Raw genomic sequence first — 20,630 nt, 5'->3', positions numbered from 1 at the left:
GTAAGCGTGAGGAGTTCGGCGCATGACGCAGTTGACCAGCGCGAATGATGACACTTCGGCCGATAATATCGGCGGGCCGGGCGGTAAGACGGTCGCGCCCGAGCCCTATCGGCTCGATCACAGCTCCGGACCGCTCGAGCGCGATGAATTGCGCCTCATCGATGCCTGGTGGCGGGCGGCGAACTATCTGGCGGTGGGCCAGATCTATCTGATGGCCAATCCGCTGCTGCGCGAGCCGCTGGAGGCGGAGCAGATCAAGCCGCGACTGCTCGGGCATTTCGGTACCGTGCCGGGCCTGAATCTGGTGTGGGCGCATGCCAATCGGGCCATTCTGAGCCGGGATCTGAACGCGGTCTTCGTGGCCGGACCGGGGCACGGCGGGCCGGGGCCGAACGCGTGCGCCTGGCTGGAGGGCACCTACTCCGAGCTGTACAGCGGTATTCCGCGCGATGCCGACGGGATGCGGGCGTTGTTCGCGCAGTTCTCCTTTCCCGGCGGCGTGCCGAGTCACTGTGCGCCCGAGACGCCGGGCTCCTTCCACGAGGGCGGTGAACTCGGGTATTCGCTGCTGCACGCTTTCGGTGCGGCACTGGACAATCCGAGCCTGACGGTCTTCTGCGTGATCGGTGACGGGGAGGCCGAGACCGGACCGCTGGCGGGCAGCTGGCATGCCAACAAGTTCCTCAATCCGGCGCGCGACGGTGCGGTGCTGCCGATTCTGGCGCTGAACGAATACAAGATCGCGAATCCGACGATTCTGGCGCGCATTCCGGAATCGGAGCTGATCTCGCTGCTGCGCGGCTACGGATACGAGCCGATCATCGTCTCGGGCAGCGATCCGGCCGCGGTGCATCAGGATATGGCCGCGGCCATGGACGACTGCATGAACCGGATCGCCGAGATCCAGCAGATCGCCCGCACCGGCGATCCGACCCGCCCGATCTGGCCGATGATCGTGCTGCGCACCCCCAAGGGCTGGACCTGTCCGCCGATCGTCGACGGTGAACCGGTGGAGGGTACCTTCCGAGCGCATCAGGTACCGCTGCCCGCCGCCCGGACCGATGCGAAACACCGTGCGGTACTTGAGAAATGGCTGGAGTCCTATCGCCCGCGCGAGCTGTTCGACGATTCCGGCCGCCCCGTCGAGGAGTTGCTGCGGCTGGTCCCGGCGGGGGACCGGCGGATGAGCGCCAATCCGGTCGCCAATGGCGGCACCCTGGTGCGCGATCTGGCCCTGCCCGATTGGCGCGAGTACGGCGTCGAGGTCCCGTCGCCCGGTGCGACCAAACATGAGGCGACACAGGTGCTCGGCACCTGGCTGCGCGATGTCACCGCCGCCAATCCGCACAACTTCCTCACCTTCGCCCCCGATGAGCTCGCCAGCAATCGCCTCCAGGACATCCTCACCGTCACCGGCCGGGACTGGCAGGCCGAAATCGGTGAGTACGACGTGAAATTGGATCGCACCGGCCGGGTGATCGAGGTGCTGTCCGAGCATATGTGCGAGGGCCTGCTGGAGGGCTATCTGCTCACCGGCCGGCACGGCGTCTTCACCTGCTACGAGGCGTTCATCCACATTGTCGACGCCATGTTCAATCAGCACGCCAAATGGCTGGACGCCAGCGCGGCGGTGCCGTGGCGACGGCCCATTCCGAGCCTGAATTACCTGCTGTCCTCGCATGTTTGGCGACAGGACCACAATGGCTTCACCCATCAGGACCCCGGATTCCTGGATGTGGTGCTGAACAAGTCACCGGAGATCGTCCGGGTGTATCTGCCCGCGGACGCCAACACCTTGCTCTCCACCTATGACCACTGCCTGCGCTCACGGCACTACGTCAACGTCGTGGTCGCGGGCAAACAGCCGCAGCCGGACTGGCTTTCGGTGCCGGAGGCCACGGTGCACTGTGCGCGCGGTGCGGGCATCTGGGACTGGGCGGGCCATAACGACGACCTCGGCACCACCCCGGACGTGGTGCTGGCGTGCGCGGGCGATGTACCGACGCTGGAGACCCTGGCGGCGGCCGCGATCCTGCGGGAACGACTGCCGGACTTGCGAATTCGCGTGATAAATATCGTCGACCTGATGCGCCTGCAACCGCAGGACGAGCATCCGCACGGCCTGCCGGACAGCCTCTTCGACACCATGTTCACCACCGATCGCCCGGTCATCTTCGCCTTCCACGGCTATCCCTGGCTGATCCACCGCCTCACCTATCGGCGGGCCAACCATTCCGGCTTGCATGTGCGCGGATACAAGGAGAAGGGCACCACCACAACACCTTTCGACATGGTGATGCTCAATGACATGGACCGCTTCCACCTGGTCATGGATGTCATCGACCGCGTACCCGGACTGCAAACGCGAGCCGCCGGGCTCCGCCAGGAAATGGTGGACGCGCGCTGGACGGCCCGGGCCTGGACCCGGGAGCACGGCGAGGACATCCCGGAGGTCGCGAACTGGTCGTGGCCGTATCCGCGTACCTGATTTCGGCGGATGTCCCCCGTCCGGCCCGCGACTTTCCCCGAGTGGGTAGCGCAAGTGAACTGACTCACCTACGCTGGGCGAATGACGGACTGGCAGCCCACGGCATGCATCCTGTGCGAGTGCAACTGCGGCATTCAGGTGCTGCTCGGGCCGGACGGCCGGTCCTTCGAGAAGATCCGCGGCGATAAGCTGCACCCCGCCTCGGCGGGCTACACCTGCAATAAGGCGCTGCGCCTGGACCACTACCAGAACGGCCGCACCGACCGCCTGACCACGCCGCTGCGCCGCCGCCCCGACGGTGAGTTCGAGGAAATCGATTGGGATACCGCGATTTCCGAGATCACCGCGCGCATGCAGGAGATCGGGCTGCGCCACGGCGGCGAATCGATCTTCTACTACGGCGGTGGTGGTCAGGGCAATCATCTGGGCGGGGCGTACGCGCCCGCCACCATGGCCGCCTTCGGCATGAAGTACCGCTCCAGCGCGCTGGCACAGGAGAAGACCGGTGACTTCTGGGTGGGTGCGCGCATGACCGGCTATCCCATGCGCGCCGATGTCGAACATGCCGAGGTGGCGTTCTTCATCGGCAAGAATCCCTATCAGTCGCACGGGTTTCCGCGCGCCCGCACGGTGCTCAAGGAGATCGGCCGGGATCCGGAGCGATCCATGATCGTGCTCGATCCGGTGCGCACCGAAACCGCCGAACTCGCCGATTTCCATTTGCAATTGCGCCCCGGCACCGATGTGTACCTGCTCTCGGCCATGGCGGCAATCCTGGTGCGCGACAACCTAATCGACACCGCCTGGCTGGCCGAACACACCCTCGGCCTGGACGAGGTGGCGGCGGTGCTGCGCTCGGTGCCGATCGAGAAGTACTGCGCCATAGCCGATGTCGACCTCGATCTGGTGGTGGCGGCGACGCATCGGCTGGCCCGCGCCGAATCGGTGGCGGCGCTGGAGGATCTCGGCGTGCAGATGAACCGGTACTCCACGGTCGTGAGCTACGTGGAGAAGCTGGTGTGGCTGCTCACCGGCAATGTGGGCAAGCCCGGCACCCAGTACGCCTTCACCGGTATGGCCGCCATCGGCCATGATCGCGGGCATCCGGCGGGGGAGGGGCCGCGCAGTCCGGTCGCGGGCGCACCGATCATCAGCGGTTTGGTGCCGTGCAATGTGATCACCGAGGAGATCCTCACCGATCATCCGGCCCGCTACCGCGCCATGTTCATCGAGAGCAGCAATCCCGTGCATTCCCTGGCGGATTCGGCTCGTATGCGGGCGGCGCTGGAATCGCTGGAGCTGGTGGTGGTGATCGATGTGGCCATGACCGAGACCGCGCGCCAGGCCGACTATGTGCTGCCCGCCGCCACCCAGTTCGAGAAGTACGAGGCGACGTTCTTCAATTTCGACTTCCCGCGCAATATCTTCCACCTGCGGCATCCGCTGCTGCCCGCGCCCGAGGGTGTCCTGGCCGAACCGGAGATCCACGCCCGCCTGGTCGAGGCGTCGGGAGCGCTCACCGAGGACGACTATCGCCCGCTGCGCGATGCCCTCGCACAGGGCCGCGAGGCGTTCGCCATGGCCTTCCTCGGAATTCTCGCCGACCGGAACAAGTCGAAACTCGCTCCGGTACTGCTGTATCGGACGCTGGGGCCGACCCTGCCCGATGGTGCGGACGCGGCCGCGCTGCTGTGGGCCGCGGCCTACAACTGTGCGCGCAAGTTCCCCGCGAGCGTCGAGCGCGCCGGATACGGCACCGGATTGGCGGCGGGCGAGCGACTGTTCGAGGCCATCCTCACCGGTAAGCACGGCATCGTCATCACCGAGGACGATTACGAGGAGACCTGGAACCGGCTGCGCGACAGCAAGATCCAGCTGCACCTGGCGGACCTGCTGAACGTCGTGGCAACCCTGCCCGAACTTGACGCCGCCGACGGTCAATGGCCGTTCGTACTGTCCGCCGGTGAGCGGCGCGCTTTCACCGCGAACACCATCGTCCGGGATCCGCTGTGGCGCAAGCGCGATGGCGGCGGCACGCTGCGCATGAGCCAATCCGACGCCGATCAGCTCGGCGTCAGCTCCGGTGATCTGATTCGCGTCACCACCCGGCGCGGTAGCGTCGAGGTCCCGGTGGAGCCCACCGATCGCATGCGCCCCGGCCACCTGTCCCTGCCCAATGGCTTCGGGCTCTCGGTCACCGATGCCACCGGAGCACAGGTCACCACCGGCGCTGCGCCCAATGAACTCACCGAATTCGATTCCCGCGACGAATGGGTCGGCACCCCGTGGCATAAGTACGTTCCGGCCCGCTTGGATACCGTGGACGCATGAAACGGACGACGTTCGCCAATTGGCCGTGCACGGTGGCGCGCACGGTGGACCTCATCGGCGATTGGTGGACGCCGCTCGTCCTGCGCGAAGCCTTCTACGGCGCAAAGCGTTTCGACGAATTCGAGCGCATTCTCGGGCTGAGCCGCAATGTGCTCACCCAGCGCCTGACCCGCCTGGTGGACGAGGGCCTGCTCGAACGCGTGCGCTACCAGGAGCGCCCGCCCCGATTCGAATACCACCTCACCGATCAGGGCCGCGATTTCTTCCCCGTCATCGCGGCCATGATGGCCTGGGGTGATCGCTACCTCGCCCCCGACGGCCCGCCGGTGGTGCTGCACCACACGGTCTGCGACCACGACACCCACGCCGAGGTGGTCTGCGCGCACTGCCGCGAACCCCTCCGCCACGCCGACGTCTCGGTGTCACTCGGCCCCGGCTTCCCCGACCGCCACCGCGAAACCGCCCTCGCCACGGGGCGATTCGGTGATGCGCAGCCGGGGAATCCCGAGTAATACCGCTAGAGGTACGAATGCCCGCCCAATGAGGCGGTGTGCACGGCGGCATGATGACAACTGGCGCGGAGATTGTGGCGCTCATCGGCGGTGAGGGTGTGCCGTGCTCGCATCCGGCGTGCCGAATCGCCGAGTAGCAGAAACATCGCCATGGCACGGGAACGTGCGGTGACCATCATGACCATCTCCTTGAAATGAATTCCCAAGGATTCACATCGCGCCGCCCGCGAGTCAATCTCGAACGGTGTCCTTGCGGAATTCTGTACGGAACTTTTACGGCTTGCCCCGAATCCTTTACGGTTCACCGCAATTCGGCTCTGACCTGGCGCTTCGCAGTACATGGAGTCTATCGATGCGGTGCGCGTCACTATTCCCATTCGCGGATTGACAGCGCTCGAATTCGCGGCACATGATGAGCGCCCAGCGCGGTTGTCGCGCATTCGAATTACCGGCGTGCATACCGAATTCGCCGAACCTGGAAAGATTCTGATGAAGTTCCGTTCCTTTGTCGCGACCGCGGCCGTCGCCGTCGCCGCAGTCTCCGTCACCTCTGTCACCGCGAATGTGGCCGCGGCGCAGCCCGCGGGCAACAGCACGGTCGGCGCCGATATCGCGCCCGGTATCCATTACCGGGCGAGCGTGGTCGATCACTCGGTCGTCATCACGACCGACGCGGGTTCACTGTCCGCGAAGGACAATCAGTTCCAGATCGTCGACGCGACCGGTAAGACCGTCGCGACCGTGCCCCTGGGCTACCAGCGCGACGGTGCGCTGTTCCCGATCACCGCCCGCATCGACGGCACCACCGCAACGCTGACCCCGGTCACCGATCCGTCGGCCGCCACCCCGGTCGCCCCGAATGCCCCGGCCGTCAAGCAGATCGACGCCACCGCGAACGCCAACTTCAATCAGGCGCTGAGCAACCTCACCAATGAGGTGTCGGTCGGTGTGGCGATCGGCAGCCTCATCGGCACCGTGATCGGTGCGGGCATCGGCTGTATCGCGGGAGGTGCGGCGGTCGGCGTTGGCGCGGCCGCCGTCACCATCGGCACCCTGGCCATTCCCGGTTTCATCGGCGGATGCCTGGTCACCGGTGCGGCCCTGGCCGCCATCGGCGTGGTCGCGGGCACCATTTTCATCGGCGGTCCGGTCGCGGCCGTGGCGCTGTTCCAGTTCTTCAACGAGCTGAACACCCCGCCCGCTCCGGCGGCCTAATCGCCCCGTCGTGCCCCGGGGAAGGACGCCGGGAACAGGTCATCCGTGCTGCGGCGCAGATAATCTCGTTCGGAGTAGGCGTCCTTCATCCGATCGAACAGCCGCTGGGCGCGTCGGGTCATGGCCGTCAGGTCGATACCCGGTATCCGCCCGTCACGCATGACGATGCGGCCCGCGATCATGGAGAAGATCGCCGCGCGGGCCGTGCTGTTCATGCAGAGGGTGCGAATGGGATCGTCCAGCACTCCGTCGAGCGGATCGCCCAGCCGGAAGGCCACCAGATCGGCGGTCGCACCCGCCTCGATGCGACCGAGATCGGTGCGGCCCAGTGCGGTCGCGCCGCCGAGGGTGGCCGCGGTGACATAGTCCGCGTAGCCGATCGCATCGGTGCGGTGCGCCAGGATTTTGGCGACGGTGACGCCGGTGTCGATGCCGCGCACCAGATCCGGTGGGAAGGAATCGGTTCCGAGTGCGAGGCGCACACCCGCGGATTGATAGCGCGCGAAGCTGTCCAGTGCCGCACCATGCCTGGCCATGGTGAGCGGACAGTGGATGACCGTGGCTCCCGAGGCCGCCAGGGTGGCGAGATCGGTATCGGTGTCGGCGTCGACGAAGGGATTCGAATCGATGTAAATGCCGTGCGGTATCAGCAGATTCGGCCCGAGCAGCCCGGTTTGCGCCAGCACCTCCAGCGGGGGCGCGCCGAACTCCTCCAGTATCAGTCGTCGTTCCAACAGACCCTGTAATGCGTGCAGTCGCACCGGCACACCTGATTCCACCGCGAGTTTCGCGGTGCGCCGCATGAGGTCCGCACCGAGCGTCTCGATCCGGCATGGCAGTAGCGCTCCGTGCACGAGATCGGAATCCTGTGCGCGCGCCCAATCCAGAAACCGTGCGGCACCGTCGAATCCGTCGTTGCCCAGGGCCTCGTTCCAGTAGATGGAGCGGGTGCCGTCCGCGTCCACCACATTGACGCCCGAGCGATAACTCGGCCCGAGATACACCCGCAGCCCGAGCCGCTCCGCCGCCTCACCCATGGCGATGGCGTCCTCGCAGGTTTCGGCCCAGTCGCTGTGCACCTCGGAGGCGATCGGCATGGCCGTGGTCACCCCGTGCAGCAGCAGTTGCGCGAAGCCGTATTCGCGAATGAAAGCGCGCTCCTCGGCATCGAATACGGCCCGCCGCCGATGTTCGGCGTAGTCGCGTGACCATTGCAGTCCTAAGCCGAGTTCGCGGGACTGCCAGGAATCGATAATGGTGTGGTCGATATCGGTGAGCGCGTCGAGGTCGATGAGCCCGGGAATGAGCAGCGCGTCACCGAGTTCGATGACCGTCTCGGCGGCCGGTCCGGTCGCGCGCGGCCCGGCGAAGACGATTCGCGAGCCGTCCACCACGACCTCGCCGTGCTCGATCAGCACATGCGAGCCTTCTTCGTGAGCGAGGAGATATCTCGCCCGAATACATTGGCGCACAGTCACTGTCCCGCCCGTCCCCAGCGTCCGGGGATCTCGAAGCCGTCCAGCGTGGTGTCCACCGAGACCACCGCGCCCTGATGGATGACGGTGCGTTCGGCGGGCCGATCCATCACCGCGGCCGTGGGGCTCACCGCGTCCATGAGCACGAATTCGGCGGGATCGCCCGTTGCGAAACCCGGATGCAATCCGAGCCGATCCAGTACCGGCAGATCGTGATCCAGAATGCTCGCACCGCCCCAGGTCGCCACCGCCAGCGCGTGTTCCACCTGCGGATCGCTGGAATACCCCTGGACGAACGCCAATTGCCAAGCGCGATCGAGCATGTCGCCATTGCCGTACGGCGACCAGTAATCGCGCTGGCCGTCCATCCCGACCCCGACGCGCACCCCGGCGGCGGCCAGGTCGAGCAGCGGCAACTCCCAGCCGCTACCCCCGGCGGCATGGGTGATATCCACCCGATTCGCGGCCAGTCGTTCGATGGTCGCGGGTACGCCCCGCAGTCCGCTCGCCAGCGCGCGGGCGTGTGAAATCGTCACGCGCCCTTGCATTCCGAGCGCCTCGACCCGTTCCAGGATCAGCGACAGCGTGAACAAGCCGAGCTCACCAGCCTCGTGCAGATGAATATCCGCCCCGACCTGATGCCGTTCGGCGAGCTCGAATACCGCGTCCAGATGCCGCACGGGATCACGGTCGATCTCGCACGGATCGATACCGCCGATGAGATCCGCGCCGCCGCGCAGCGCCGCGTCGAGCAGATCGAAAACCCCCGGCTCGAGCAGGATTCCGACCTGGGGGAAGGCCACGATCTGCACATCGGCGGCGTCGGCGTAGCGTTCCCGCGCCGCCAGCACGCCTTCGAATTTGGTCAGTTTCGAATCGGCGTCCACCTGTGCATGCGTCCGAATTCTGGTGGCGCCATTGGCGATCGCCGTAGCTAGGGTGAACGTCGCGCGTTCGGCGACCGAACGCTCGGCCGATCGCCAGTTGGCCCGGTCGTTCATGATGCGGCCCCAGCGTCCCGGTTCACCGGTGTAGGCGCGGAAAGGCAAACCGAGACAGCTGGAGTCGAGATGCAGATGCACATCCGAGAGCGCGGGAAGTATGAGCCGGCCGCCGCCGTCCAGCACCGGACCCGCCGGGGCGTCGACCGTTCCCACGGCGGAAACCGTTGCTATCGCACCTTTCTCGATCGTGACGTCGACGGGTTCGCCGCCCCACGGGCGCACGTTGGTGATGTGGAGGTTGCCGCTCATACTTCCTTCTTCTCGCTCGTCATCGGGTGAGAGGTGGTCAGCTCTTCGGGAAGGTGACCGCGTCCAGGGTGATCATGCCGTCGGCGCGCGGCGTCCAATTCAGGCCCGGCCGCACCGCATAGCTGGTGTCGGGCGTGTACAGCCCGATCAGCAGCGCCTGACCGTCGTTATGCCGGAACAATTCGCTGTAGGCATTGATGCGATCCTGTCCGCCGACCGTCCGGGTCTTGGCGACCAGCGCCTTGGTGACCGGTTGCATGGCGTAATCATTCTGCTGTCCGCCGAACATGGACGACACCGGCGCGTCGCCGTCCATGGTGGAGGGCGCGTAGGTGTTCAGATACAGCCCGGTCGCGGATTTGGTGCCGTAGATGATCTGCGAGAAGCTGCCCTGATCGGTGCCGTTCAGCGTGACATTGATGCCGACCTTGGCCAGATCGCCCTGAATCGCCTGCGCGATTTCCGAACTCAGCGGAATGCGCCCGTTGGTGGCGTATTGGAAGGGAATGGCCTGACCCTTGTACCCGGATTCCGCGAGCAGCTGTTTGGCCTTGACCGGATCGTAAACCGCCTGCGGATAGGCGGGATCGAAGCCGCCGACATTCTTGGCGATCAGCTGATTGTCCACGGTCGCCTTACCGGCGAGCACATTCTTCACAATGGCGGTGCGGTCGATGGCCAGCGCGATCGCCGCGCGCACCTTCTGATCGGCCAGCGGCCCGGCGGAGGAGTTCATACCCAGGAAGGTCACGCCGTTCGACACATTGGCCTTGACGGTCACATTGGCCGAACCCGAGACCGCCGACACCTGATTCGGTGCGATGAGCGCGACATCGAGGCTGCCGGACTGCACGCCATTGAGGCGGGCATCGGCATCGCCGACGGTCTTGAAGGTGATCTTCTCGACCTCGGTGGCCTTACCCCAGTAGTTCGGATTGCGCTTGAGCACGTATTCGACGCCGCGTGTGTAGTGATCGAACATGAACGGCCCGGAACCGACCGGGGCCGCGGCGAATCCGGCGGAACCGAGTTTGGTGTAGACGTCCTCGGGCACGATCGACACACCGGTGACAATGGTCGGCCAGGCCGAATACGCGGCGTTGAGGGTGAATACCACGGTGTTCTGCGGTCCGACGACGGCGTGCTCGAACATCTCCATGTACGAGGCCGGATCACCGGTCGGATTCGCCTTGATGGTGTTGTAGGTGAACGCCACGTCCGAGGCTTTCACCGGTGCGCCGTTCTGGAATTTGGCGTCCTCGCGAATGGTGAAGGTCCACTGCGTGAAATCGGCGTTGTGCTCCCATTTGGTGGCCAGCAGCGGATTGATCTTGCCGTCGGCGTCGAAGCGGGCCAGCTGCTCGAATTCGGCGAAGTAGTAGTTGTAGCCCGCGAGCGAGCCATCCATGATCGGGTCGGGCACATGCTCGGGTTCGGCGACCGCGCCGACGACGATGGCGTTCGACGAATTACCGGAGACACCGGCGGGGGAGCAGCCGCTCAGGACGAGCGAACCGGCGGCCAGCACGGTCAGCCCGGCCAGCACGGTGGAGAGGTTGGATCTCATTGATTTCCTTCATTTTCACAGGGGGAAGAGGCAGGCCACCGCATGGCCGTTCGGATCTCGGGATTCGAGGGGTGGAATATGTTGCGTGCATTCGGGTTTCGCGATCGGGCAGCGAGTGCGGAAGGTGCAGCCGCTGGGCGGGTTCGCCGCATCGGGCAGTTCACCGCGCAGCAGCGCCGCGGTCCCGCGCCCGCGAGCGCGTGGATCTGGCACCGGGGCGGCGGCAATGAGCGCGCGGGTGTACGGATGCCGGGGTGCGGTGAAAACGTCCTCGGTCGCGCCGATCTCGACGAGCTTGCCCAAATGCATGACGGCCACCCGGTCCGCCAGATGCCGCACCACCGAAAGGTCGTGCGCGATGAACAGATACGACAGTCCGAGCCGTTCCTGCAGATCCTGCAGCAGGTTGATGACCTGGGCCTGCACCGAGGCGTCCAATGCCGACACCGGTTCGTCCAGCACCAGCACCTCGGGGTCGAGCGCCAATGCCCGGGCGATGCCCAGGCGTTGACGCTGCCCGCCGGAGAACGCGGCCGGACGCCGATCCAGCGCATCCGCGCCGAGGCCGACCTGGGCCAGCAGTTCCAGTACGCGTTCGTGGCGGTAGACGCCCGCGATGCGCAGTGGTTCGGCGATGATGTCGTGCGCGGTCATCCGCGGATCCAGCGACGAATACGGATCCTGGAACACCAGCTGAACCCGATTGCGCAGCGCCCGTCGCGCTTTCGGCCGCAGTGCGCCCAGATCCTCACCGAGGATGCGAATACTCCCCGAATCCGGCGTATTGATTCCGAACAGGGTGCGCACCAGCGTCGACTTCCCGCCGCCGGATTCGCCCACCAGCCCGAAGGTCTCACCGCGTCGCACACCGAACGAGATTCCGTCCAGCGCCCGCAGCGTGCGCTTGGCGCGCAGGCCGCGGCGGCTGGTGAAGGACACCCGCAGGTCCTCCACGCGAATGACGTCCTCGGGTGACTCGGTGACTTCCGTTGCGGCGGAGTCGGTCTCGGTGGGACTCTCCCTGCTCATCGCTCGGACGGGGCTACCGGGAAGGGCGATCGGGTTCATGAGGCTGCCTGCCGTCCGCTCGGTGCGGTGGTGCGCATCGCCTCCCGCGCGGGCGGGCAGGCGAGCGCGTGATCGGTGTCGAGTGCGATCAACGCGGGCGCGTTGGTATCGCACTCCGCTGTCTTGCCGGGGAATTCGCAGCGCGGTGCGAAGCCGCAGCCGGTGGGTCGCTGTGCGGGTGCGGGCGGTGATCCGGGGATGGCGTAGGCGCGGCCGTCCGGTTCGCCGTCACCGCCGAGCAGACTGCGTTGCAGCCCCCGGGTGTACGGATGTGCCGGATCATCGAATATCTGCCAGACCGTGCCGGTTTCGACGACCCGTCCCGCGTACATGATGGCCACGCGGTCCGCGTGCTGGGCGACCAGGCCGAGATCGTGGGTGATGAGCACCATGGCCGCGCCGGTGCGCGCGCGGGCCTCGGCGAGCACCTGCATGAGCTGGGCCTGCACCGTGACATCGAGCGCGGTGGTCGGTTCGTCGGCGATGAGCACCGCCGGATCGTTCGCCATCGCCATGGCGATCACCGCGCGCTGGCGCATACCGCCGGACCATTCGTGCGGATAGGCGCGGGACCGCTCCTCGGGCTGCGGAATGCCCACCGCCGCAAGCAGTTCCACGACGCGCTGCCGCCGAGCCCGGCGATCCAGGCGCTGGTGGACGGCGAGCGCGCGCTCGATCTGCACGCCGACCCGGCGCACCGGATTGAGCGAGGTCATCGGATCCTGGAAGATCATGCCGAGTTCCGCCCCGCGCAACCGCCGCAGGGTCTCGTCATCCGCGCCGACCAATTCGCGGCCGCGGAATCGGACGCTGCCGGAGAACACCGTCAGCGGTGGCGTGAGCAGGCCGAGAACGGCGAGCATGGTGACCGACTTCCCGGAGCCGGATTCGCCCACCAGACAGAGGACTTCGCCCGGTTCCAGGCGCAGCGATACCGAATCGACGAGCACGATGCGCTCGCCCTCCGGGGTCACGTATCCGACCGTCAGATCGGTGACCTCGAGCAGTGGAGTGGAGGTCATGCCGCCACCGCCTGCCGGCGTCCGGCCCGCACGGTGCGGCGCAGTCCCTGTCCATCGCCGGTGAAACGCTGACTCACCAGCAGGGTTCCGCCGATCACCAGCAGCAGCGCGACGGCCGGGACGATGGTCAGGTACGGCGCCTGCCGCACATACTTCTGCCCGTCGGTGATCATCAGACCCCAGCTCGGCGTCGGCGGTTGCACACCGAGCCCGAGATAGTCGAACGACGAGATCATGATCATCACGTTGCCGAGGTCGGCGGTGGCCAGAATCCCAACGGGTGTGAGTACATGCGGCACAATGTGTTTGCGCATGACCCAGCTCGATCGCGCGCCGAGCAGTCGCGGCGCGATGACGAAATCCCGGGTGGACAAACCCAATGCGACCGATCGGCTCACCCGGGCGTACCCGACCCAGAACGTCAGTCCCAGAATCGTGGCCATGAGCATGACGCTCGGCCCGCGCACCGCGGACAGCGCCATGATCACCAGGGACATCGGAACCGCCAGCTGCACATCGGCGTAACCCATGAGCAGGCTGTCCAGCGGGCCCCGGAAGTAGCCCGAGACCGTGCCGATCACCACGCCGATCAAGGCGTTCACGAGCACGATCACCACCACCAGCGCGAGGGTGATCCGCCCGGCCAGCGCGAGCCTGCTGGCCAGATCCCGGCCCAGCGAATCGGTGCCGAGCGGATAGTGCCCGGTGGTGAACGGCCGGGTGAACGAGGCCGAGAGTTCCTGGGCGTAGGGGTTGTACCCCGGGGTCAGCGGATACAGCAGGGAGAACAGTACGACCGCGAGAATCATGGCTATTCCCGTGAGCGCCAATATATTTCGCGCCGAATATCTGCGCGTCGAGGACGCACGGGACGGGCGCGGCAGAACAGGGATCATCGAACTCTCGCTCTCGGATCGACGAAGCCGTACAGCAGGTCGACGGCCAGATTGACCAGGACGAAGATGGCGGCGATCACGATGAGTCCGGACTGGACCACCGGGAAGTCGCGACTGAACACCGAACCGAGCATCAGCTGGCCCAAACCCGGCCAGGCGAACACGGTTTCGACGATCACCAGACCGCCGAGCAGGGTGCCGAAATTGATACCGGAGACGGTGAGCACCGGCAGCAGCGCATTGGGCAGGATCTCGCGCACGATGACCGTCGAGCGGCGTTCCCCGCGGGCGTAGGCGGTGCGCACGTAGTCCTGTGAACTCTCGGTGGTCAGCGAATTGTCCAGCAGCCGTGCGTAAACCACGAACTGCGCGGTCGCGATGGTCACCGCCGGCATGACGATCGAGAGCGGATTCGCGCCCGCCAGCGAGGGCAGCCAGCCCAGCGTCACCGAGAACACCAGCACCAGCAGCAGTCCGAACAGGAAGTCCGGCACCGCGAGTCGGCCCGCGCCCACGCCGAGCAGTACCCCGCGCAATGACCAGAACCCGCTCAGATGCACGGCCAGCACCGCGAACAGCGCGAGCGCGACGCCGAGCAGGAAACCGGCGGTGCCCAATTGCAGTGAGGCGGGCAGCCTTTGCAGCACGATCGTCATGGACGAGGTGCCGTCCTGGCGATAGGAGTCACCGAAATCCCCGGTGAGCACACCGCCCAGATAGTCCAGGTACTGGGTGAGCAGTGGTTTGTCGAAGCCGAGTTTCGCGTTGAGCGCCGCCACATCGGCCTGGCTCGCGGTCTCCGGCAGCAGCGTCGCCGCCGGACTGCCGGTGAGCCGTCCGAGCCCGAAGGCCAGGGTGATGACTACGAAGACGGTGATCACCGCCTGAAGCAGGCGGCGCAGCAGGTAGGCGGCCAAGCGTTTCTCCTCGGATCCGGTGTTCGGTATACAGAATCACCGACCTCGGTTTCCTGAGAGTGTTGTTCATGTTTCGTAAGAGATATATCGGTATACCGAAACCAGTTCGTAGACTGGGCGGGTGCCTCGAAACGCGAGTACGTCAGAGTTGATCGTCGATGACACCTCCCAGACCCGCCGCATCTACGACGACCTGCGGCGCAGCATCATCACCGGGGTCTACTCCGAAGGGCAGAAGCTGCCCGAGGCCAGACTGGCCGAACTGCTCGGCGTTTCGCGCCTGCCGGTGCGGGAGGCGTTGACGCTCTTGGAATTCGACGGGATCGTCACCGCCCAGCCGCGCCGCAGCGCCGTGGTGCAATCCTGGGACCGCACCGCGGTCGAGGAGCTCTTCGATGTGCGAATCGGCTTGGAGCCGTTGGCCGCCCGGCTCGCGGCCGCTCGCATCCGGCAGGGCGCGGACAGCGCGCCGCTACAGACCGCGCTGTCGAATTCGCAGGCGGCCATCGCCTCCGGTGATCCACTGCGCATCGCGGAGACCAATGCGGATCTGCACGGCGCCATTGTCGAACTGGCGGGCAACACGCTGCTCACGCAATTGATGCGGGCGATCCTGGCACGCATGGCATGGCTGTTCTTCATCACCACCGAACGTGATGTGGCCGAACAACTAGACGATCATCGTCATCTCATCAGTGCCATCACCTCGGGGGACGAACGTCTGGCCGAATACGCCATGCTCAGTCATACCGAGGCGGGCCGCATTCCGACCCTCAGAATCCTGGCCGAGCTGCGCCGCACGAACGACGCCTGACCCTTCCCGTCATCCCGGCGCGCTTTTGGCCGGGATGACGAAGGTCGCGCGGACTACGCGCCGACGGGTACGCGACCCGCGAGGATGGCCTCGGCGGTGTTCGCGGGCCACTCCAGTCCGGCGTCGAGTTTGCTCAGCACGTCGGCGGCCGGGGATTCGACCAGGCTGCGCTCGATCTGGCTGATCATGCCGGCGGCCGGTCCGCCCTTCTTGGCGACATCGCCCTGGGTCCAGCCCATTTCCTTACGGCGGGCCTTGACTCGATCGGCGAGGGCGTTCAGGTCGGGTCCGTCGCCGGGCTGCGCGGCGGGCTCGGCCGCGGCCGGTGCGGGCTTCGCCGCAGCATCCGGGGCCGGTTTCGCCGCGGCGGCCTGTGGCGCGGCGGCTTTCGCGGCCGACTCGGCCGAAACGGCTGCGGCGCTCTCACCTCGCATCGCGCGCTCTGCCGCTTCCTGCTGCTTCTTCGATACGCCGCCACTGGCCAGGAAAGCCTGTGTGTTGAGCCGCGAGCGCTTTCGCCTACCCATCTTTGCCATAAAACCCTCCCTGATCTGTCGATGCCCACGGTCGTCGGAGCATGGGGAAGACTGCCACGACTGCGCGTGACCCCCGGGCATGAGCGGAAGCTCGGCGTGCCGCGAACCGCTGGCTACCCCTCTTCGGAGCCGACCCGGGGTCCGGATGGCTCCGATTTCGAAGTCATTCGGGGCGCAATCGGACCGGGAGTTCGGTGAGGCCCCGAATGACCGGATTCGGATACCAGCGCAGCTCCGATTCGGGGACGGCCAGGCGCATATTCGGAAAGCTCCGCAGCAGCGCGGTGAACGCCGATTTGGCTTCCAGGCGAGCCAGCGGAGCGCCGACGCAGAAATGCATGCCGTGCCCGAAGGCGAGATGGGCACTGTGCTCATCGGCGGGGTGGAGCTGATCGGGGTCGGAATAGTGCGCGGGATCGCGATTGCCCGCCGCGAGCGCCACGTACACGACCTCGCCCGCCGGAATCACGGTATCGCCGACCGTGATCGGCTCCACGGTGAAACGCGGCGTGGCCAGATCGACCGGGCCGTCCAGGCGCAGAAACTCCTCCACCGCGCCGGGGATCAAGCCGGGATCGGCGTGCAGCCGCTCCAGCCAGGGACGGTCGCGCAGCAGGGCGAGCGCGCCGTTGCCGATGAGATTGACGGTGGTCTCATGCCCGGCGACCAGGAGCAGTAGCGCCATGCCCACCAATTCCTGATCGTCCAGTCGCGCCTCGTCGTCGACGATCAGCAGCGAGAGTAGATCCTCACCCGGGTGTAACCGCTTGTCCCGCAGCATATTGCGCAGGAACCGCACCATATCGTGGTGGGCCCGGGCGCGATCGGTCGCCGGATCATCGGTGCCCACCAGCGCCCTGGTCCACGCCCGGAAGGTATCGCGATCGTCGATGGACACCCCGAGCAGATGGCAGATCACCGTCACCGGCAGCGGCACCGCGAAGGCGTCGAGCAGATCGACCCGCTCGAATTCGTCCATGGCGTCGACGAGTTCACGCGTGGTCCGCTCGATGACCGGTTCCAGCAGTGCCACCCGCCGCGTGGTGAACGCCCGCGCCACCGCTTTGCGCAGCCGGGTGTGATCCGGCGGATCGGAATTGAGCATATGCCGCAGCGCCTCCCGGGGCCGCGGATTCACCCGTGGCACACCGCGTTTGCGCGCCAGCACCTGTTCGAACAGATCGATGTCCTTGCGCAGTCGCGGATCCGCCAGCGCCGCGCGCCCCTGCTCGTATCCGAGAATGAGCCACCGATCCAGCCCATCCCCGAAGTCGACCCGATGCACCGGCCCGGCCTCGCGCCACCGCCGGTAATGCTCGTGCGGATCAGCGAAGAACTTATCGTCGAGCAGCTCGCTCATCACTCCGACGCTACGCCAATTCCACCGAGCGCCATGGCAATCCGGCGGAGCGCGGCACCGGGTTCAGCGCTTGGCGGCGCTGCGCTCGCGTACTCGGTTCAGGGTCAGGTGCCAGAAGGTGCTGGCCAGGTCGAGGGGGATGCGGGGCTTGGCGGCGCGTTTGGTCATTTCGAGGCGGGTCTTGCGGAGCAGGTCGGCGGGGGCCTTGTCCGGGTGGCCGGTGTCGAAGGGCGGGTGCGGATCGTATTCGATACCGAGCTGGACCATCTGCGCCGCTTCGGTGCCCGCGATCTCGCCGACCAGCCACAGCCCCAGATCGATTCCGGCCGAGACGCCGGCGGCGGTGACGATCTTGCCGCTGCGCACGATGCGATCATGCGGTCGCGATTCCGCGCCGAAGGCGGCCAGCATGGGCTGGGCCGACCAGTGTGTGGTCGCGGGATGCCCGCGCAGGATATCGGCGGCGGCCAGCACCATCGATCCGGTGCACACCGAGGTCGTCCATTGGGTGTTCGGATGCACCGCGCGCAGCCAGTCGATGAGTTCGCGATTGGCCATGGCCTCGGTGGTCGCGGCCTCGGAACCGCCGATCAGCACCAGATCCGGGGCGGGCGTCTCGGCGAAGGTGTGCGTCGCGCCCAGCACCAGCACCCCGGAGTCCGAGACGATCGGGCCGACTTCATTGGAGACGAAACGCAATTCGCTGTCGGGCAGGGAGCGCAGCACCTCGTACGGGCCGATGGCGTCGAGCACGGTCATGCCCGGGTACAGCACGATGGCGATCTGGAAGGTCATGGGGGACTCTCACTTTCGGTGTTCTCTGAAGTGCTGTCACACGCGGGTGAAGCGGGCGCGGTATTCGCCCGGCGGTATGCCCAAGTGCCGGTGGAAGATTCGATACAGCGTTTCGGGACTGCCCAGCCCGACGGCGGCCGCCACCCGGTCCATGGGCTGATCGGTGTTCTCCAGCAGCCGTCGCGCCGCCCCGATACGCACCTGTTCGACATATCGCGCCGGGGTGGTGCCGGTCTCGACGGCGAACACCCGGGAGAAATGCCGGGTGCTCATACCCGCGCGCTCGGCCAGCACGGGCAGCGACAGATCCGATCCCAGATTCTCCTCCAGCCACACCTGAAGCAGCCGAAGCGAATTGCGTTTGGGCGGATCGGCGGCTACGGGCGTGCTGAACTGGCTCTGCCCGCCGGGGCGATGCAGGTACACCACCAGCCAGCGCGCCACCTCGCGCGCTACTTCGGGCCCGTGGTCGGCGGTCACGATGGCGAGTGCGAGATCGATTCCCGCGGTGACGCCCGCAGAGGTCCAGATCGGCCCGTCGCGTACATAGATGAGATCGGGTTCGGTTGTCACAGCGGGGAATTCGCGTCCGAGCAATTCGCCTGCCGCCCAGTGCGTGGTGACCCGGCGGCCGTCCAGCAGTCCGGTGCGCGCGAGCGGGAACGCCCCCGAGCACACCGAGGAGATCCGCTCGGCGTACCCGGCCGCGTGCGCGATCCCCGCGATCAGTTCGGCATCCGCGCTCGCATTCCAGAAGCCGAGCCCACCGGCGACGATCAGCGTGTCGATCGGCTCCGACCAGTCGGCGAGCGCATGGTCCGCGGTCACCGTGACCCCGCTGCTCGAGCGCACCGGTCCCGGCCGCACCGCGGCGACCTCCACGCGGTATCCGTCGGCCACGAGCGCGGCCGCACCGCTGAACACATCGGCGGGTCCGGCCAGATCCAGCAGCGCGAACCCGTCGTACACCACGATCAGCACCACCCGCATGCCTTCAGCCTGCGGTGTGCGCCCGATGGCGTCAATGACACGACTCTTGCAAATTCGGCCATCGACTGCCGGTCGGAGCGCTGCGGCGGCGGCTTGATATGAATGGCGGGTGGCCCGACACCAGTTCCTCTGCCCCCTGCGCTGGTCCGATATGGACGCCGACGGGCACGTCAGCAATGCCGCGCATCTGCGCTATCTGGAGGAAACCCGCATCGACCTGTTCGGGACGCGCGGATTCAGCGGATCGAGCGTGGTCGCGCAGATGGATATCGACTATCTGACGCCGCTGCGGTACCGCTCGCATCCGGTGCGGGTGGAAACCTGGGTGACCAAGGTGGGCGGCTCCTCCTTCACCCTGGCGCAGGAGATCCGCGATGACGAGGTGGTGTACTCCACCGCGATCTGCACCATGGTCGCCTTCGACAGCGAGTCGCAGCGCTCGCGCAAACTCGGCGATACCGAACGCGGCATGCTCGAGGAGTTGAGTCTGTGATGCACAGCTACGCCATTCAATTGCGGCGCACCGATATGGACGCGCTGCAGCACGTCAACAACGTCATCTTCGCCCAGTATCTGGACGAGGCGCGCACCGATCTGCTCGACGGTCACCACTCCCCGGATACGCCATGGCGAGTCGTGGTCGCCGGACAGCGCCTGAGCTATCGCACCCCGCTGGTCTTTCGTACCGATCCGGTCACCGTCACCACCGTGGTGGATCGAATCGGGACCAGTTCGTTCACCCTCGCGCACGAGGTGCGCGATGACGAATCCCTTTATCTCACAGCGACTTCCACGCTCGTGACGGTGTCGGACGGCGCCACCCGCGCGCTCACCGCGGCCGAGCGTGACTTCCTCGCGAGGTTCGCGGCCCCGCGAAACTGATCGCCCCGCGCGGACGCCGCGCATATGATGGATGTATCGCCTGGTCAGCGCTGCAAGGGGGTCCATCATGGCCAAGATGACCGTCGACGAACTGCTCGAAGTCTTCAAAGGTATGACGCTGCTGGAACTCTCCGGTTTCGTCAAAGCCTTCGAAGACGAATTCGGCGTCACCGCCGCCGCACCGGCCTACGCCCCGCCACCGAACGGCGCGGTCGCCGAACCCGAAACCGCCGAGGAGCAAACCGAATTCGATCTCATCCTGGAATCCTTCGGCGACAAGAAGATCCAGGTGATCAAGGCGGTCCGCGAAATCGTCTCCGGCCTGGGCCTCAAGGAAGCCAAGGACCTGGTCGAATCCGCCCCGAAACCGGTCCTGGAAGGCGTCTCCCGCGACGCCGCCGAAACCGCCCGCGTTAAACTGGAAGCCGCAGGCGCCCGCGCCGCCCTCCGCTGAGCGCCGGCGCGCATTACAGCGGCCCCCCGTCATCCCGGCATGCTTTTGGCCGGGA

At 66.4% G+C, this 20,630-nt stretch carries 20 protein-coding genes; 8 read left to right on the top strand and 12 right to left on the bottom strand.

Translation table 11 applies throughout. The annotated features are described in order from the left end of the window. Positions 1–22: 22 nt before the first annotated feature. From ACFC4D_RS04760 to ACFC4D_RS04750, 3 genes are all read left to right on the top strand, one after another. Entirely contained in the window at positions 23–2,488 is a 2,466-nt protein-coding gene (locus ACFC4D_RS04760) for a phosphoketolase (protein ID WP_376061846.1), read from the top strand. Between the two features lie 81 nt (positions 2,489–2,569). Further along, positions 2,570–4,819 (top strand): molybdopterin-dependent oxidoreductase, encoded by a 2,250-nt coding sequence (locus ACFC4D_RS04755; protein WP_376061845.1) that lies wholly within the window; start codon positions 2,570–2,572, stop codon positions 4,817–4,819. Next, on the top strand, positions 4,816–5,331 hold the full coding sequence (locus ACFC4D_RS04750; RefSeq protein WP_375966572.1) for a winged helix-turn-helix transcriptional regulator: 516 nt from the start codon (positions 4,816–4,818) through the stop codon (positions 5,329–5,331). Before ACFC4D_RS04755 ends, ACFC4D_RS04750 begins: the two co-directional genes overlap by 4 nt. A 5-nt stretch (positions 5,332–5,336) precedes the next feature. On the opposite strand, the gene ACFC4D_RS04745 is transcribed toward ACFC4D_RS04750, so the two are convergent. Beyond that, the gene (locus tag ACFC4D_RS04745) at positions 5,337–5,510 is read right to left on the bottom strand and encodes a hypothetical protein (protein WP_375966573.1); all 174 of its coding nucleotides are present in this window, start codon (positions 5,508–5,510) and stop codon (positions 5,337–5,339) included. Between the two features lie 274 nt (positions 5,511–5,784). On the opposite strand from ACFC4D_RS04745, the gene ACFC4D_RS04740 reads away from it, so the two are divergent. Further along, positions 5,785–6,546, top strand: coding sequence for a hypothetical protein (locus ACFC4D_RS04740; protein WP_376061844.1), 762 nt, complete (start codon positions 5,785–5,787; stop codon positions 6,544–6,546). On the opposite strand, the gene ACFC4D_RS04735 is transcribed toward ACFC4D_RS04740, so the two are convergent. From ACFC4D_RS04735 to ACFC4D_RS04705, 7 genes are all read right to left on the bottom strand, one after another. Continuing rightward, positions 6,543–8,018, bottom strand: coding sequence for a chlorohydrolase family protein (locus ACFC4D_RS04735; protein WP_376061897.1), 1,476 nt, complete (start codon positions 8,016–8,018; stop codon positions 6,543–6,545). The genes ACFC4D_RS04740 and ACFC4D_RS04735 overlap by 4 nt on opposite strands. Positions 8,019–8,020: 2 nt before the next feature. Further along, positions 8,021–9,274 carry an amidohydrolase family protein gene (locus tag ACFC4D_RS04730; RefSeq protein ID WP_376061843.1) on the bottom strand — a complete coding sequence of 418 codons (1,254 nt, stop codon included), beginning with the start codon at positions 9,272–9,274 and terminating at the stop codon, positions 8,021–8,023. Positions 9,275–9,311: 37 nt separating this feature from the next. After that, positions 9,312–10,841 (bottom strand): ABC transporter substrate-binding protein, encoded by a 1,530-nt coding sequence (locus tag ACFC4D_RS04725; protein WP_375966579.1) that lies wholly within the window; start codon positions 10,839–10,841, stop codon positions 9,312–9,314. 15 nt (positions 10,842–10,856) lie between these two features. Continuing rightward, positions 10,857–11,870 (bottom strand): ABC transporter ATP-binding protein, encoded by a 1,014-nt coding sequence (locus ACFC4D_RS04720; protein WP_376061842.1) that lies wholly within the window; start codon positions 11,868–11,870, stop codon positions 10,857–10,859. A 35-nt stretch (positions 11,871–11,905) separates the two neighbouring features. Next, positions 11,906–12,931 carry an ABC transporter ATP-binding protein gene (locus ACFC4D_RS04715; protein WP_376061841.1) on the bottom strand — a complete coding sequence of 342 codons (1,026 nt, stop codon included), beginning with the start codon at positions 12,929–12,931 and terminating at the stop codon, positions 11,906–11,908. Next, on the bottom strand, positions 12,928–13,740 hold the full coding sequence (locus tag ACFC4D_RS04710; RefSeq protein ID WP_376061840.1) for an ABC transporter permease: 813 nt from the start codon (positions 13,738–13,740) through the stop codon (positions 12,928–12,930). The genes ACFC4D_RS04715 and ACFC4D_RS04710 overlap by 4 nt, the downstream gene beginning before the upstream one ends. 83 nt (positions 13,741–13,823) lie before the next feature. After that, the gene (locus tag ACFC4D_RS04705; protein ID WP_376061839.1) at positions 13,824–14,744 is read right to left on the bottom strand and encodes an ABC transporter permease; all 921 of its coding nucleotides are present in this window, start codon (positions 14,742–14,744) and stop codon (positions 13,824–13,826) included. A gap of 121 nt (positions 14,745–14,865) precedes the next feature. Between ACFC4D_RS04705 and ACFC4D_RS04700 the strand changes: the two genes are divergently transcribed. Beyond that, positions 14,866–15,558 carry a GntR family transcriptional regulator gene (locus ACFC4D_RS04700; protein WP_376061838.1) on the top strand — a complete coding sequence of 231 codons (693 nt, stop codon included), beginning with the start codon at positions 14,866–14,868 and terminating at the stop codon, positions 15,556–15,558. A gap of 53 nt (positions 15,559–15,611) precedes the next feature. Here the strand turns inward: ACFC4D_RS04700 and ACFC4D_RS04695 are convergent, their stop codons facing one another. The 4 genes from ACFC4D_RS04695 to ACFC4D_RS04680 all read right to left on the bottom strand — a co-directional run bounded on the left by ACFC4D_RS04695 (position 15,612) and on the right by ACFC4D_RS04680 (position 19,239). Continuing rightward, a complete protein-coding gene (locus ACFC4D_RS04695; protein ID WP_376061837.1) occupies positions 15,612–16,085 on the bottom strand; it encodes a helix-turn-helix domain-containing protein in 474 nt (157 codons plus the stop codon). A 172-nt stretch (positions 16,086–16,257) separates the two neighbouring features. After that, positions 16,258–17,454, bottom strand: a complete 1,197-nt coding sequence (locus tag ACFC4D_RS04690) for a cytochrome P450 (RefSeq protein ID WP_376061836.1) — start codon at positions 17,452–17,454, stop codon at positions 16,258–16,260. A gap of 63 nt (positions 17,455–17,517) precedes the next feature. Next, positions 17,518–18,249, bottom strand: coding sequence for a DJ-1/PfpI family protein (locus ACFC4D_RS04685; protein ID WP_376061835.1), 732 nt, complete (start codon positions 18,247–18,249; stop codon positions 17,518–17,520). Positions 18,250–18,285: 36 nt separating this feature from the next. Beyond that, entirely contained in the window at positions 18,286–19,239 is a 954-nt protein-coding gene (locus ACFC4D_RS04680; RefSeq protein WP_375966593.1) for a GlxA family transcriptional regulator, read from the bottom strand. A 109-nt stretch (positions 19,240–19,348) separates the two neighbouring features. Here ACFC4D_RS04680 and ACFC4D_RS04675 point away from each other — a divergent pair, with 109 nt between their 5' ends. From ACFC4D_RS04675 to rplL, 3 genes are all read left to right on the top strand, one after another. Beyond that, a complete protein-coding gene (locus ACFC4D_RS04675) occupies positions 19,349–19,732 on the top strand; it encodes a thioesterase family protein (protein WP_364632991.1) in 384 nt (127 codons plus the stop codon). After that, positions 19,732–20,121, top strand: a complete 390-nt coding sequence (locus ACFC4D_RS04670; RefSeq protein WP_376061896.1) for an acyl-CoA thioesterase — start codon at positions 19,732–19,734, stop codon at positions 20,119–20,121. The genes ACFC4D_RS04675 and ACFC4D_RS04670 overlap by 1 nt, the downstream gene beginning before the upstream one ends. Positions 20,122–20,188: 67 nt before the next feature. After that, positions 20,189–20,575: a 50S ribosomal protein L7/L12 gene (rplL, locus tag ACFC4D_RS04665; RefSeq protein WP_375966595.1), complete on the top strand. Its 387-nt coding sequence runs from the start codon at positions 20,189–20,191 to the stop codon at positions 20,573–20,575. Positions 20,576–20,630: the final 55 nt, after the last annotated feature.

Source organism: Nocardia sp. NPDC056000 (genome assembly GCF_042269265.1).
GTDB lineage: Bacteria > Actinomycetota > Actinomycetes > Mycobacteriales > Mycobacteriaceae > Nocardia.
Note: the sequence above shows the minus strand (reverse complement) of the source record. Positions and strands in the feature narration are given on the sequence as shown.

Excerpts from the sequence above, each read along its gene's own strand:
- ACFC4D_RS04760 (WP_376061846.1), top strand. The coding sequence starts at position 23 with ATGACGCAGTTGACCAGCGCGAATGATGACACTTCGGCCGATAATATC.
- ACFC4D_RS04755 (WP_376061845.1), top strand. The coding sequence starts at position 2,570 with ATGACGGACTGGCAGCCCACGGCATGCATCCTGTGCGAGTGCAACTGC.
- ACFC4D_RS04750 (WP_375966572.1), top strand. The coding sequence starts at position 4,816 with ATGAAACGGACGACGTTCGCCAATTGGCCGTGCACGGTGGCGCGCACG.
- ACFC4D_RS04745 (WP_375966573.1), bottom strand. The coding sequence starts at position 5,510 with ATGATGGTCACCGCACGTTCCCGTGCCATGGCGATGTTTCTGCTACTC.
- ACFC4D_RS04730 (WP_376061843.1), bottom strand. The coding sequence starts at position 9,274 with ATGAGCGGCAACCTCCACATCACCAACGTGCGCCCGTGGGGCGGCGAA.
- ACFC4D_RS04725 (WP_375966579.1), bottom strand. The coding sequence starts at position 10,841 with ATGAGATCCAACCTCTCCACCGTGCTGGCCGGGCTGACCGTGCTGGCC.
- ACFC4D_RS04720 (WP_376061842.1), bottom strand. The coding sequence starts at position 11,870 with ATGAGCAGGGAGAGTCCCACCGAGACCGACTCCGCCGCAACGGAAGTC.
- ACFC4D_RS04715 (WP_376061841.1), bottom strand. The coding sequence starts at position 12,931 with ATGACCTCCACTCCACTGCTCGAGGTCACCGATCTGACGGTCGGATAC.
- ACFC4D_RS04710 (WP_376061840.1), bottom strand. The coding sequence starts at position 13,740 with ATGATTCTCGCGGTCGTACTGTTCTCCCTGCTGTATCCGCTGACCCCG.
- ACFC4D_RS04695 (WP_376061837.1), bottom strand. The coding sequence starts at position 16,085 with ATGGGTAGGCGAAAGCGCTCGCGGCTCAACACACAGGCTTTCCTGGCC.
- ACFC4D_RS04690 (WP_376061836.1), bottom strand. The coding sequence starts at position 17,454 with ATGAGCGAGCTGCTCGACGATAAGTTCTTCGCTGATCCGCACGAGCAT.
- ACFC4D_RS04685 (WP_376061835.1), bottom strand. The coding sequence starts at position 18,249 with ATGACCTTCCAGATCGCCATCGTGCTGTACCCGGGCATGACCGTGCTC.
- ACFC4D_RS04680 (WP_375966593.1), bottom strand. The coding sequence starts at position 19,239 with ATGCGGGTGGTGCTGATCGTGGTGTACGACGGGTTCGCGCTGCTGGAT.
- ACFC4D_RS04670 (WP_376061896.1), top strand. The coding sequence starts at position 19,732 with ATGCACAGCTACGCCATTCAATTGCGGCGCACCGATATGGACGCGCTG.
- rplL (WP_375966595.1), top strand. The coding sequence starts at position 20,189 with ATGGCCAAGATGACCGTCGACGAACTGCTCGAAGTCTTCAAAGGTATG.